10 protein-coding genes are annotated in these 12,905 nt (G+C 71.3%); 6 read left to right on the plus strand and 4 right to left on the minus strand.

Annotated features, from left to right (window positions below; all coding sequences use genetic code 11):
• Positions 1-44 precede the first annotated feature (44 nt).
• The 4 genes from D6B71_RS06605 (at position 45) to D6B71_RS06620 (ending at position 5,450) form a co-directional block, all read left to right on the plus strand.
• The gene (locus D6B71_RS06605; RefSeq protein ID WP_121253298.1) at positions 45-1,685 is read left to right on the plus strand and encodes an NADH-quinone oxidoreductase subunit M; all 1,641 of its coding nucleotides are present in this window, start codon (positions 45-47) and stop codon (positions 1,683-1,685) included.
• Positions 1,685-3,280 carry an NADH-quinone oxidoreductase subunit NuoN gene (nuoN, locus tag D6B71_RS06610; RefSeq protein WP_121253300.1) on the plus strand — a complete coding sequence of 532 codons (1,596 nt, stop codon included), beginning with the start codon at positions 1,685-1,687 and terminating at the stop codon, positions 3,278-3,280. Before D6B71_RS06605 ends, nuoN begins: the two co-directional genes overlap by 1 nt.
• Positions 3,281-3,324: 44 nt before the next feature.
• Positions 3,325-4,296, plus strand: coding sequence for a polyprenyl synthetase family protein (locus D6B71_RS06615; RefSeq protein WP_420846305.1), 972 nt, complete (start codon positions 3,325-3,327; stop codon positions 4,294-4,296).
• Positions 4,297-4,367: 71 nt separating this feature from the next.
• Positions 4,368-5,450 carry a winged helix DNA-binding domain-containing protein gene (locus D6B71_RS06620; RefSeq protein ID WP_164519563.1) on the plus strand — a complete coding sequence of 361 codons (1,083 nt, stop codon included), beginning with the start codon at positions 4,368-4,370 and terminating at the stop codon, positions 5,448-5,450.
• 91 nt (positions 5,451-5,541) lie between these two features.
• On the opposite strand, the gene D6B71_RS06625 is transcribed toward D6B71_RS06620, so the two are convergent.
• Complete coding sequence (locus D6B71_RS06625) at positions 5,542-7,611, minus strand: PhoX family protein (RefSeq protein WP_121253304.1); 2,070 nt, start codon at positions 7,609-7,611, stop codon at positions 5,542-5,544.
• Positions 7,612-7,755: 144 nt separating this feature from the next.
• Positions 7,756-8,664: an EamA family transporter RarD gene (gene rarD, locus D6B71_RS06630; RefSeq protein WP_121253875.1), complete on the minus strand. Its 909-nt coding sequence runs from the start codon at positions 8,662-8,664 to the stop codon at positions 7,756-7,758.
• 120 nt (positions 8,665-8,784) lie between these two features.
• On the opposite strand from rarD, the gene D6B71_RS06635 reads away from it, so the two are divergent.
• Together D6B71_RS06635 and D6B71_RS06640 are read left to right on the plus strand one after the other, a co-directional pair.
• Positions 8,785-9,189: a hypothetical protein gene (locus tag D6B71_RS06635; RefSeq protein ID WP_121253306.1), complete on the plus strand. Its 405-nt coding sequence runs from the start codon at positions 8,785-8,787 to the stop codon at positions 9,187-9,189.
• Positions 9,190-9,283: 94 nt separating this feature from the next.
• Positions 9,284-9,601, plus strand: coding sequence for a hypothetical protein (locus tag D6B71_RS06640; RefSeq protein WP_126688197.1), 318 nt, complete (start codon positions 9,284-9,286; stop codon positions 9,599-9,601).
• A 34-nt stretch (positions 9,602-9,635) separates the two neighbouring features.
• Here the strand turns inward: D6B71_RS06640 and D6B71_RS06645 are convergent, their stop codons facing one another.
• Positions 9,636-10,742 carry a 2-oxoacid:ferredoxin oxidoreductase subunit beta gene (locus tag D6B71_RS06645; RefSeq protein ID WP_121253310.1) on the minus strand — a complete coding sequence of 369 codons (1,107 nt, stop codon included), beginning with the start codon at positions 10,740-10,742 and terminating at the stop codon, positions 9,636-9,638.
• A complete protein-coding gene (locus D6B71_RS06650; RefSeq protein ID WP_121253877.1) occupies positions 10,739-12,739 on the minus strand; it encodes a 2-oxoacid:acceptor oxidoreductase subunit alpha in 2,001 nt (666 codons plus the stop codon). The genes D6B71_RS06645 and D6B71_RS06650 overlap by 4 nt, the downstream gene beginning before the upstream one ends.
• Between the last annotated feature and the right edge of the window lie 166 nt (positions 12,740-12,905).

Below are 12,905 nucleotides of genomic sequence, written 5' to 3' on the forward strand. Positions count from 1 at the left end.
CGCACTGCCCGCCCGTCCCGCTCCTGCCTCCGAGGGGTCCTGCTGTGAACGACTTCCCCTGGCTCACCGTCCTGGTCGCGCTGCCGCTCGTCGGCGCGCTGGCCGTGGCGTTCCTGCCGAAGACACCCGGGGCGGAGCTGCCCAAGCAGGTGGCGCTCGGGTTCGCGGCCCTCACGCTCGCCGTCGGCGTCGCGATCGCGGTGCAGTACAACACCGGCGACGGCATGCAGCTGACCGAGACCCACAGCTGGGTCGAGGCCTTCGGGGTGCACTACGCGCTGGGCGTCGACGGCCTCGGCCTGCTGATGATCCTGCTGACGGTGGTGCTGACCCCGATCGTGATGGTCGCGGTCTGGAGCGACACCGACGACGGCAACAGCACCGCGTTCTTCGCCTGGACCCTCGCCTTGGAGGCGTTCTCGCTGGTGGTCTTCGCCGCGACCGACGTGTTCTTGTTCTACGTCGTCTTCGAGGCCACGCTGATCCCGGCCTACTTCATGATCGGCGGGTTCGGCCGCGAGGGCCGCGGCCGGGCGGCGATCAAGTTCTTGATGTTCCAGCTCGGCGGCGGCCTGGTGCTGCTGGCCGGTGTGATCGGCCTGTACGTCGTCTCCGCCGACGCCGGCACCCCGTCGTACCTCCTCTCCGACCTGTCCGAGATCGAGATGAGCACCACCGCGGAGCGCTGGCTGTTCGTCTCGTTCATGGTCGCGTTCGCGATCAAGGCGCCGCTGTTCCCGCTGCACACCTGGCTGGCCGACACGACCGAGAAGGCCACCACCGGCACGAGCGTGATGCTGGTCTGCGTGCTCGACAAGATCGGCACCTTCGGGATGCTGCGGTTCTGCCTCGAGCTGTTCCCGAACGCCTCCCAGTGGGCGACCCCCGTCGTGGTCACCATCGCGCTGATCTCGATCATCTACGGCGCACTCGTCGCGATCGGCCAGGACGACCTGCTGCGGCTGATCGGTCTGACCTCGCTGAGCCACTTCGGGTTCATCACGCTCGGCATCTTCGCGTTCAGCAGCCAGGGCGCCTCCGGGTCGATCCTCTACATGGTCAACCACGGCATCGGCACCGCCGCGCTGTTCCTGCTGGCGGGCTACCTCATCAAGCGCCGCGGCACCAGCCTGATCAGCCGGATGAGCGGCGTCGAGAAGACCGCGCCGGTGCTGGCCGGCCTGTTCCTCGTGGCGGGTCTGGCCACGCTCGGCCTGCCCGGGCTCAGCCCGTTCGTCTCCGAGATGCTCGTGCTGATCGCGGCGTTCGACTACCACTGGTGGGTCGGCGCGATCGCGACGAGCGGCATCGTGCTGGCCGCGATCTACGTCTTGTGGGTCTACCAGCGGGTGATGGCCGGTCCCGACCTGCAAGCGGGTGAGACCGCGGTCGCGTCCGACCGCGAGAGCGACCCGGTCACCGAGCCGGCCGGCGGCGGCACCGCGACGGCGACCGCCGCCCGCGCGGCGACGCTCACCGAGACCCGACGTGACCTGAAGACCCGCGAGGTGGCCGCCGTGGCCCCGCTGATGCTGGCGCTCGTGCTGTTCGGCTTCTACCCGATGCCGCTGCTCGACGTCAGCAACCCCACCGTCCACACCCTGCTGGAGCACGTCGGCGTGAGTGACGACGAGCCTGTCGTCCCGGCGACGGAGCACGACGCGGCCGAGGAAGGCGAGCACTGATGGAGTTCGACAAGCCGCAGATCGAGTACGGCCACCTGTGGCCGCTGCTGGTGGTCCTCGGCGTCGCCTGCCTCGGGGTCCTGGTCGAGGCGTTCCTGCCGCGTGAGCGGCGCCGGCTGACCCAGACGATCCTGGCGATGCTCGGCCTGCTCGCGGCGCTGGGCGGTGCGATCTGGGTCGGCCTGGACCTGCCCAAGCTGGGCGACGGAGTCGCTCGCGGAGACCTGATGATGGAGGGCACGCTCGTCGTCGACGGCCCGACGGTCTTCCTGTGGGGCCTCGTGCTGGTCTTCGCGATCGGTGGCGTGCTGCTGTTCTCCGAGCGTCGGCTCGAGGGCGGGGTCAGCGCGTTCGCCGGCCAGGCCGCCGCGCTGCCGGGCACCGAGGCGGAGCGCCAGGCCTCGACCCGGGGCCTGGAGCAGACCGAGGTCTTCCCGCTTCTGATGTTCGCCGTGGGCGGCATGATGCTGTTCCCGGCGGCCAACGACCTGCTGACGATGTTCGTCGCCCTCGAGGTGCTCTCGCTGCCCCTCTACCTGCTCAGCGGACTGGCCCGGCGCCGGCGGCTGCTGAGCCAGGAGGCCGCGCTGAAGTACTTCATGCTCGGCGCGTTCTCCTCCGGGTTCTTCCTCTACGGCGTCGCCCTGGTCTACGGGTTCGCCGGCTCGATGCGGTTCGCCGACATCAACGAGGCGGTCCGCAACGACACCGAGAACCAGACCCTGCTGCTGGTCGGCATGGGCATGCTCGCGGTCGGGCTGCTGTTCAAGGTCGGTGCCGTGCCGTTCCACAACTGGACGCCCGACGTCTATCAGGGCGCTCCGACCGCGGTCACCGGCTTCATGTCCGCGTGCACCAAGATCGCGGCGTTCGGCGCGCTGCTGCGGCTGTTCTACGTCGCCTTCGGCTCCGACCGCTGGAGCTGGCAGCCGATGATGTGGGTCATCGCGATCCTGACCATGCTGGTCGGCTCCGTGCTCGCGATCGTGCAGACCGACGTCAAGCGGATGCTGGCCTACTCCTCGGTCGCCCACACCGGCTTCATCCTGACCGGCGTGCTCGGCGTGCAGGCCGCCACCGATCTGGCCGACCACGAGGTGACCTCGCTGCAGGCGGTGCTGTTCTACCTCACGACGTACGGCTTCGCGATGGTCGGCGCGTTCGGCGTGGTGACCATGGTCCGCGACTCCGGCGGCGAGTCGGCGACGTTCGCGCGGTGGGCGGGCCTCGGGCGCCGCGCGCCGGTGATCGCCGGCGTGTTCGCGTTCTTCCTGCTCTCGATGGCCGGCATTCCGCTGACCGCCGGGTTCGTGGGCAAGTGGGCGGTGTTCACGGTGGCGCTCTCGGCGGGCGCCTGGCCGGTGGTCCTGGTCGCGATCCTCGCGAGCGTGATCTCGGTGTTCTTCTACGTGCGGCTGATCTGGTTGATGTTCTTCTCCGAGGAGCCGACCGAGGGCGAGGTCGCGGCGGTGCACACGCCGTCGTTGGCGACCCTGGTCACGGTCGCCGTGGGGGCGGCGGGCACGCTCGTGCTGGGCGTGGTGCCGGGTCCGGTGCTCGACCTCGCGGCCCATGCGGGAGAATTCATCAGGTGACCCCAGGTTCTGGCCCCGCCTCTCCGGCAGACCTCGCTCTCCCGGTGACCGACGAGGGCCTCGCCGCCCGGCTGCGCACGCGGATGGAGCGGGTCGAGGAGGCCCTCTCCGGCCACGCGCGCAGCCGCGCACCGTTCGTGACCGCGGCCGCCAGCCACCTGATGACCGCAGGCGGGAAGCGCTTCCGCCCGCTGCTGGTGCTGCTGGCCGCCGAGACCGGCGAGCACCCGGACGCCGACGAGGTGATCACGGCCGCGTGCGTGGTCGAGCTGACGCACCTGGCCTCGCTCTACCACGACGACGTGATGGACGAGGCCGAGCTGCGGCGCGGTGCTGACTCCGCCAACGCCCGCTGGGACAACCTGGTGGCGATCCTGACCGGCGACTTCCTGTTCGGGAAGTCCTCGGAGCTGACGGCCGACCTGGGGCCCGACGCGGTCCGCATCCAGGCGCAGACCTTCACCCGGCTGGTCGAGGGCCAGATCCTCGAGACGGTGCCGCCCGGCGCGGGTGACGACCCGCTGGCCCACTACCTCGAGGTGGTCGCCGGCAAGACCGGCTCGCTGATCGCGACCTCCGCGCGCTACGGCGCCATGTTCGGGGGCGCCTCGACGCAGGTGCAGGAGGCGTTGACGGCGTACGGCGAGATCGTCGGCTCGGCGTTCCAGCTCTCCGACGACATCCTCGACGTGGCCTCGGAGTCCGGCGAGTCGGGCAAGACCCCCGGCACCGACCTGCGCGAGGGGGTGCCGACGCTGCCGGTGTTGATGGCCCGCGCGGCGGCCGACCCCGCCGACGCCCGCCTGTTCGAGCTGCTCGACGGCGACCTCTCCGACGACGGCCGTCATGCCGAGGCGCTCGACCTGCTGCGCAAGCACCCGGCGATGGACGAGGCTCGCGCCTACGTCGTGGCGCGCGCCCAGGAGGCCAAGGACCGCCTCACGGTCCTCCCGGAGGGCCCCGTGCGCTCCGCCCTCGAGGCCTTCGCCGACATCGTGGCCGTCCGCTCCGCCTGATTCGCCTCGCGCCGGCTGGGCCGGGCGGCGGCGGTAGCGCCGACTCGCCGGGACAGGGCAAGGTTTGCGGCGTGACGACAGATCGTGAGATCGCCCGGTGGCGACTGCACAACCAGCGGCTGGTCGCACCGCACGCGAACACGGCCGCCGAGGTGGTGAGCGGGCTGCTGGCCGTGCAGGCCGAGAACCCGAGCCAGTCGGCATGGGCGGTCGCCTGTCGCACCGGCTCTCGCAGCGCCGCCGATCTGGATGCCCTGCTGGACTCCGGCGAGGTCCTGCGCACCCACGTGCTCCGGTCCACCTGGCACTACGTGGCCGCTGCCGACGCCGACTGGCTGCTCGAGGTCACCGCGCCCCGCGTGCGGCCGGTGGCCGAGCGGGGGCTCACCGACGGCCATGGCTGGAGTGCCGACGACATCGACCGTGGCCTCGCCGCCGTGGTCGAGGCGCTGTCGGCGCGCCCCCACCAGACCCGCGACCAGCTGGCCGAGAGCCTGCGCGAAGCCGGGCAGGACCTGCCTGGCCACGCGCTGATGATGCTGATGGCCTATGCCGAGCTCGACCGGGTGGTGATCAGCGGCCGGCCCGACCGGGGGGCCCACACCTACGCGCTGTACGCGGACCGGGTGGGGGTGCCGGGGTCCCGCCCCCGCGACGAGGCGCTGGCCGAGCTGGCGCTGCGCTACTTCACCGGCCACGGACCGGCCACGGTGAAGGACCTCGCCTACTGGGCGACGCTGCCGGTGACCGACGTACGCCGTGGACTGGCGCAGGTGCGTGAGCGGCTGGAGAGCTTCGAGCACGGCGGCCGCACCTTCTGGCACGCGCCCGGCGAGGCACCGCCGGCAGCCCCGCAGCAACCGGTGGCCCACCTGCTGCAGATCCTCGACGAGACCTACCGCGGCTATCAGGACAGCCGGATGGTGCTGGACGCCGACAGCGTCGTGCCCCGAGGCCGGGAGACCTCGATCGGCATGGCGCTGGTCGACGCCCAGATGGTGGCGGCGATGAAGCGCACCGTGGGCAGCCGGGTCAGGTTCGACCTGGCCCCCTACCGGCCGCTCGGACGCGGGGAGCTGGCCGCGCTGGAGGAGGCGGGCGCTGCCTACGCCGAGTTCCTCGGCCTCGAGCACGAACTGCGCGTCGGATCCTGAGAGACCCCGGATCGGTCTGTACAAGCGCCGAGTCGGCGCCAATGCGACTGCACTGACGCCGACTCGGCGGGGGAGGGGCCAGGTTGGCGCGTCAGGCCTTGCGGTAGGCCACGGCCACCGACGGGCGGGGGAAGTCGTGCGTGTGCGGCCAGGTGCTGGCCGGGGCCTCGAAGGTGGCACCGTCGATCTCACCGGGGTGCTGGACCGCCACGAACAGCGACCGGTCGCCGTCGGCGATCAACGGGCCGCAGGCCTCCGCGCCGCGCGGCACGGTGAGGAACTGCTGGACCTTGCCGCGGTCCGGGCCCTCGACCGGCACCCGGAAGATGCCGTCGTTGGAGCCCAGCACGTTGCCGTCGGTGGAGATCCACAGGTTGCCGTCTTCGTCGAACGCGACGTTGTCGGGGCAGCTGATCGGGCTGACCTGGGACTTGTCGAAGCCCGCGAAGTAGGTCTCGGGGGCCTCGGGGTCGCCGCACACCAGCATCAGGTTCCAGGTGAACGACGCCGCGGCGTGGTCCCGCTTGGCCGGCTCCAGCTCGAGCACGTAGCCGTTGCGGTTGCCTGCCTTCTTCTCCAGCGCGCCGCCCAGGCTGGAGCGGACCATCGACTCGGTGACCGGGTTCGCCTCGTCGGCCGGCATCGACTCGCTGCCACGGTTGGAGTTGTTGGTGAGCGCGACGTAGACGCGGCCGTTGACCAGGTTGGGCTCGACGTCCTCGGGGCGGTCCATCTTGGTCGGTGCGAGCTTGTCCGCAGCGAGCCGGGTGTCGATGAGCACGTCGGCGACGCTCATGCCGGGCACGAACGACTCGGTGTCGCTGGCCAGCGCGATCCACTCGCCGGTGCCGTCGAAGGTGCCGTCGTCGGCGCCGTCGCCGGTCAGCTTGGCGACGTAGAGCGTGCCGCGCTCGAGCAGCCGCATGTTCCTCTTGCGGGCCGCGGCGTTGCCGCGCTTGTCCATCTTGTCGCGCGAGACGAACTTGTAGAGGTAGTCGCCGCGCTCGTCGTCGCCCATGTAGGCCACCACGCGGCCGTCCTTGGCGACGGCGACGTTGGCGCCCTCGTGCTTGAACCGGCCGAGCATCGTGTGCTTGCGCGGGGTGGAGGTGGGGTCGTAGGGGTCGATCTCGACCACCCAGCCGAACCGGAACGGCTCGTGCGGCTCCTCGGTGAGGTCGAAGCGCGGGTCGACGTGGTGCCAGCCCCGACCGCCGCTGCCGCTGATGCCGTAGCGGGCGTAGGACTCGGCGTACGCCGGGTCGATGTCACCGCTCTTCTCGAAGTACTGGTTGAAGTTCTCCTCGCCGGAGAGCACGGTGCCCCACGGCGTGGTGCCGCCGGCGCAGTTGTTCAGCGTGCCGAGCACCTTGGTGCCACTGGGGTCGGCGCTGGTCTTCAGGCGGGCGTCGCCGGCCGCGGGGCCGGTGAGCTTGAACGCCGTGTTCGCGGTGATCCGGCGGTTGTGCCGGGTGCGGCTCGGGTTCACGGTCAGCCACGAGCCGGGCACCTTGCCGCGCTTGATCGTCACCACGGACATGCCGTGCGAGGCGAGCCCGATCCGGCGGACGGTGTCCTCGTCGTAGACGCCCTCGGGGAACATCAGGGTCTCGTCGGTGTACTCGTGGTTGACCACGAGCAGGGCCTTCTTCTTGTCCAGCTCGAGCACGCCGACGTAGTCGCAGTTGTAGCCGAACTGGCCGGCGGCGGCCTCGGGGGTCTGGTTGCGCACGTCGAAGGCGGGCGCACCCTTGACCACCGGGTCGCCCCAGGCGATCACGACATCGCTGCGCCACCCGCTCGGCACCACGACGGCGTCCCGGCGGTTCGGGGCCACCGGGGTGAACGAGGTGCGGCCGAGGTCGCCCGCGCGACCGCGCGTGACGGGTGCGGCCGGGGTGGACGTGGCCGCCGCGGCGCCGGTGGCCTGGAAGGCCAGGCTGCCGGCGATCAGGGCGCCGGAGCCGATCGCCGCACCGCGCAACACGGTACGCCGCTCGAGCGCCTTCGCGACGACGTCCTGGACGTGCTCGTTGCGGCTGGTGTTGGGGATGGGCTGGTCGCACGCGTTGCCGCAGCGGAACTGGCACGTCATGTGGCTGCGGGAGCCGTGCGGTCCGCTGGTCAGCAGCGGCAGGGTCCTGCGGGGGGCGATCGTCATCTGCGTCCTCGTCCTCGGGTGTGCTCGTGTCAGGGGGCAGCCCGGACCGTAGGGACGTCAGATGGAGGGCGCGGGGAGCGCAGGTGACGGGGGGATGAACGTCTCGAGCCGCGGCGGCGCGGCGGTCGGGAGGGTGGCAGCGCGTCAGACGGCCGAGGCCTCGGCGGTGAGCCGCAGCTGGCGCCGCCGGTGGTTGGTGGCCTCGACGGTGAACACCGACAGCGCGACCCAGACCAGCAGGAACCCGGCCCACCGGCCCGGCGGCATGTCCTCTCCGAACCAGAGCACCCCAAGCGCGAACTGCAGGATCGGCGCGAGGTACTGCAGCAGCCCCAGCGTCACCATCGAGACCCGCGTCGCCGCGGCGCCGAAGCAGATGAGCGGCACCGCGGTGATCACGCCGGTCGTGGCGAACAGCAGCGCGTGCCCGACCCCGTGGTGGCCGAACGAGGAGTCGCCGGTGGCGGCCAGGAATCCGAGGTAGGCCGCGGCGACCGGGGTCAGCACGATCGTCTCCAGCGTCAGGCTCTCCAGGGCGCCGGAGTTCGCGGTCTTCTTCAGCAGCCCGTAGCTGCCGAACGAGAACGCCAGCACCAGCGCGACGTACGGCGGTCGCCCGTAGTCCCAGGTGAGCACGGCGACCGCGCTGGCGGCCACGCCCATCGCCACCCACTGCAGCGGACGCAGCCGCTCGCCGAGCAGGAAGACGCCCATCAGCACCGTGACCAGGGGGTTGATGAAGTAGCCCAGCGACGCCTCGACGACCCGGCCGTTGTTCACACCCCAGATGTAGGTCGCCCAGTTCACGCTGATCGTCACCGCGCCGAGGCTGAGCAGCAGCAGCGTGCGCCGGTCCCGGAACAGCGCGACCAGCTGTCGCCGGCGTGAGAGTGCCAGGACCAGGACGACGGTGGTCAGCGCCGACCAGACGATGCGGTGGCCGAGGATCTCCACCGCCCCGGCGGGCTCCAGCAGCGGCCAGTAGAGGGGGAACGCGCCCCAGATGAGGTAGGCCACGACACCGAGCCAGAACCCACGACGCGACTCCGACACCGCCACATTCTAGGAGGGCGCTCCTGTGGCCGGACGCCGGGCTGCGTCGGCGGCGGGGCAGGGCTTGCCGGATGCGCCGGGTCGGCGAGACTGGAGCTCCGTCACCACGCAGGAGGACCCATGAGCCACCGCCTCTGCTGCCGCGCCGGCGTCGTCGCGGTGCTCCCGCTCCTCGCGGTGCTGACATGGCCGGGCACCGCGCCGGCGTCCGCCGCGGCCGAGGACCTGCCCGAGCGCCGGATCACCATCCACGGCACCGAGCCCAAGCAGCACGTCTTCGGCATCCGCGGCCGGGTGGAGGGCGCCTGGGCCGAGAAGCGGGTGACGGTGCAGCGCAAGAACTGCCGCGACTGCGGCTGGTTCGCCTGGCGTACGGTGCGCACCGACACCGACAAGCGGTACGCCGCTCGCGTGCGGCCCTCGGCCGAGCCTGGGGTGGTCTGCTACCGGGCGAAGGTGCGAGCCACCCAGCGGTGGGCGGTGAGTCACTCCTCGCAGGTGTGCCTGGTGACCCGCCGGCTGTGAGCATGACCCCGGGGCTCCGGGATGCTCGGGAGGCCGGCCCCGCGTGGGCATCGGCCCGTTGACGGCGGGCGCGCGATCGAGCAGCATCACCGAGGTGAGCACAGACACCGGCGTCCGGGCCCAGCAGTCACCGCGGACAGCCGCCGTCGCGGGCGCCGCCACCTTCGTCCCCATCGTCGCCGTCGCCTACCTGGCCTGGCAGATCCTGGAGGACGGGCGCGAGACGCTGACCAGGTCGGACTTCGCGCCGTGGTTGCTGGTCACGGCGGCCGTCGCCGTGGTGACCTGCGCGACGACCGCGCTCCTGTGGCGCAGGGGCCGGATCGGCGTGGCGCTCGGAGCCGTTCTCGCGGTGCTGGCGATCGTTGCCGGCCTGGCCGTCGACCTCGTCAGCTCGGGCGGCCTGGCCTGACGGGGGCTCGTTCAGCCCCGGCCCGGATCCCGGCTCAGACGGCCGTCCAGGTGTCGCCGCCGCCGATGAGCGCGGCGAGCCGCTCCGTGGGCTCGCCACTCACCGCGGACTTCGCGGTGGCGACCTGGCCGCGCGCCTGGTCGTCGTAGGTGGGGCGGTCGACCTGGCGGAAGATGCCGATCGGCGCCTGGTGCAGGTAGTCGTTGGCGGTGAGCCGGGAGATCGCGAACGCCATGGTGGGGTCGGGGTTGTGCGCGTCGTGCACGAGGATCGCGTCCTCGCCGACGTCGGCGACCAGCGCGACCTTCACCCCGCCGGTCTCGGTGTCGCGGATCAGGCCCTTGGCGCCGTCGGCGCCGAACCGGATCGGCTCGCCGTGGACGAGCGGGATGATCGCGTCGGCCTTGGTGTCGCCGGACTTGATCGCGTCGAAGGCGCCGTCGTTGAAGATCGGGCAGTTCTGGTAGATCTCGACCAGCGAGGTGCCGCGGTGGGCGGCGGCCGCGGCGAGCACCGAGGTGAGGTGCTTGCGGTCGGAGTCGACGGTGCGCGCCACGAAGGTGCCCTCGGCGCCGAGCGCCAGCGAGACCGGGTTGAACGGGTGGTCCAGGGAGCCCATCGGGGTCGACTTGGTGATCTTGCCGGCCTCGGAGGTGGGGGAGTACTGGCCCTTGGTGAGGCCGTAGATGCGGTTGTTGAACAGCAGGATCGTCATGTTGACGTTGCGCCGCAGCGCGTGGATCAGGTGGTTGCCGCCGATGGAGAGCGCGTCTCCGTCGCCGGTGACCACCCACACCGAGAGGTCCTCGCGGGCGGTGGCCAGGCCGGTGGCGATCGCCGGGGCCCGGCCGTGGATGGAGTGCATCCCGAACGTGTCGAGGTAGTAGGGGAACCGGCTGGAGCAGCCGATGCCGGAGACGAACACGATGTTCTCGCGCCGCAGGCCCAGGTCGGGCAGGAAGCCCTGCACCGCCTTGAGCACGGCGTAGTCGCCGCAGCCGGGGCACCAGCGGACCTCCTGGTCGGAGGTGAAGTCCTTGCCGGTCTGCGGTTCGTCGGTGGTCGGGACCAGCTCGACGCCGGAGCGCAGGGCGGGGATGCCCAGCTCGGTGGTGTGGTCGGAGGGCTGGGTGGTGGTCATCGGATCGCCTTCGCGTGCTTGTCTGCGGGGCTGTCGGGCTCGGAGCCGGAGAGGTCGACGGGGGCGCCCTCGACCTGGGCGACCAGCTCGCCGATGGCCGCGGCGAGGTCGGCGGCCTTCAGCGGCAGGCCGCGCACGTCGTTGTAGCCGACGGCGTCGACGAGGTACTTGGCCCGGACCAGCATCGAGAGCTGGCCGAGGTTCATCTCGGGAACGAGGACCTTCTCGTAGCGCGACAGGATCTCGCCGAGGTCCTTCGGGAACGGGTTGAGGTGGCGCAGGTGCACCTGGGCGACGTCGTAGCCGGCCTTGCGCACTCGACGTACGCCGGCGCCGATCGGCCCGTAGGTGGAGCCCCAGCCGAGCACGAGCACCTTGGCCCGGCCCGAGGGGTCGTCGACCTCGAGCGGGGGCAGTGAGTCGGCGATCCGGTCGACCTTGGCCTGGCGGGTGCGGACCATCAGGTCGTGGTTGGCGGGGTCGTAGGAGATGTTGCCGTGACCGTCGGCCTTCTCGAGGCCGCCGATGCGGTGCTCGAGCCCGGCGGTGCCCGGCACCGCCCACGGACGGGCCAGGGTCTCCTCGTCGCGCAGGTAGGGCCAGAACTCCTCGACCTCGGTGACCGTGCCGTCCTTGGCGGTCTGCTCGACGGTGTGGTTGCGCGCGGTGGCGAACGCGGGGTCGATGACCGGCAGGTCGGCGACCTCGGGGATCCGCCACGGCTCCGATCCGTTGGCGAGGTAGCCGTCGGAGAGCAGCATCACCGGGGTGCGGTAGGTGACCGCGATGCGCGCGGCCTCGACGGCGGCGTCGAAGCAGTCGCCGGGCGACTGGGGGGCGACGATCGGCACGGGGGCCTCGCCGTTGCGTCCGAACATCGCCTGGAGCAGGTCGGCCTGCTCGGTCTTGGTGGGCAGCCCGGTCGAGGGGCCGCCGCGCTGCACGTTGACGATCAGCAGCGGCAGCTCGGTCATCACCGCGAGGCCGATCGTCTCGGACTTCAGCGCGACGCCGGGCCCGGAGGTCGAGGTGACGCCGAGGGCGCCGCCGAACGAGGCGCCGAGGGCGGCGCCGATGCCGGCGATCTCGTCCTCGGCCTGGAAGGTCGTGACGCCGAACGCCTTGTGCTTGCTCAGCTCGTGGAGGATGTCGGACGCCGGGGTGATCGGGTAGGTGCCGAGGAAGAGCGGCAGGCCGGACTGGACGCCGGCGGCGACCAGGCCGTAGGCGAGCGCCAGGTTGCCGGTGATGTTGCGGTAGGTGCCGGCCGAGACCGGCGCGGGCTTGATCTCGTAGGAGACCGCGAACGCCTCGGTGGTCTCGCCGAAGTTCCAGCCGGCCTTGAACGCGGTGATGTTCGCGTCGCGGATGGCCTCGACCTTGGCGAAGCGCCGCTCCAGGAACGCGATCGTGGACTCGGTGGGGCGGCCGTACATCCACGACAGCAGGCCGAGCGCGAACATGTTCTTGGCCCGGGCGGCGTCCTTGCGGGAGAGCCCGAACTCCTTGACCGCCTCGACGGTCATGCCGGTGAGGTCGACCGGGTGCACGGCGAACTCGGCGAGCGAGTCGTCCTCGAGCGGGTTGGCGGCGTAGCCCGCCTTGGCCAGGTTGCGCGCGGTGAAGTCGTGGGTGTCGACGATGATCGTCGCGCCCTTGGGCAGGTCGGAGAGGTTCGCCTTGAGCGCCGCCGGGTTCATCGAGACCAGCACGTCGGGGGCGTCGCCGGGCGTGAGGATGTCGTGGTCGGCGAAGTGCACCTGGAACGACGACACGCCGGGGATGGTGCCCTGGGGAGCCCGGATCTCGGCGGGGAAGTTCGGCAGCGTCGCCAGGTCGTTGCCGAACGAGGCGGACTCCTGGGTGAACCGGTCACCCGTCAGCTGCATGCCGTCGCCGGAGTCGCCGGCGAACCGGATGATCACCCGGTCGAGCTGCTTGACCTGCTTGGACACTGCGCCCACTTCCTGGCTTGCCGATTCTGCTGGGTCCGACATCTTGGTGGCCACGGCCCGAGACGACCGTCACCGGATCGTACTCCCGGTATGCGCGGACATAGAACGTGTTCCAGTTCTTCGTCCGGACGGGCCGAGTTAGTCCCACCTTAGTCAGTCAACAGCGGCGCGGCGGTCTGTCTTCCGGACTGGACCGGTGACACACCGC

This window comes from Nocardioides ferulae (genome assembly GCF_003660455.1).
In the GTDB taxonomy this organism is placed as follows: Bacteria; Actinomycetota; Actinomycetes; order Propionibacteriales; family Nocardioidaceae; genus Nocardioides; species Nocardioides ferulae.

What these genes read in the sequence shown, in the direction of transcription:
- nuoN (WP_121253300.1), top strand. Translation starts at nt 1,685, where the DNA reads ATGGAGTTCGACAAGCCGCAGATCGAGTACGGCCACCTGTGGCCGCTG.
- D6B71_RS06625 (WP_121253304.1), bottom strand. Translation starts at nt 7,611, where the DNA reads ATGACGATCGCCCCCCGCAGGACCCTGCCGCTGCTGACCAGCGGACCG.
- D6B71_RS06635 (WP_121253306.1), top strand. Translation starts at nt 8,785, where the DNA reads ATGAGCCACCGCCTCTGCTGCCGCGCCGGCGTCGTCGCGGTGCTCCCG.
- D6B71_RS06645 (WP_121253310.1), bottom strand. Translation starts at nt 10,742, where the DNA reads ATGACCACCACCCAGCCCTCCGACCACACCACCGAGCTGGGCATCCCC.
- D6B71_RS06650 (WP_121253877.1), bottom strand. Translation starts at nt 12,739, where the DNA reads ATGTCGGACCCAGCAGAATCGGCAAGCCAGGAAGTGGGCGCAGTGTCC.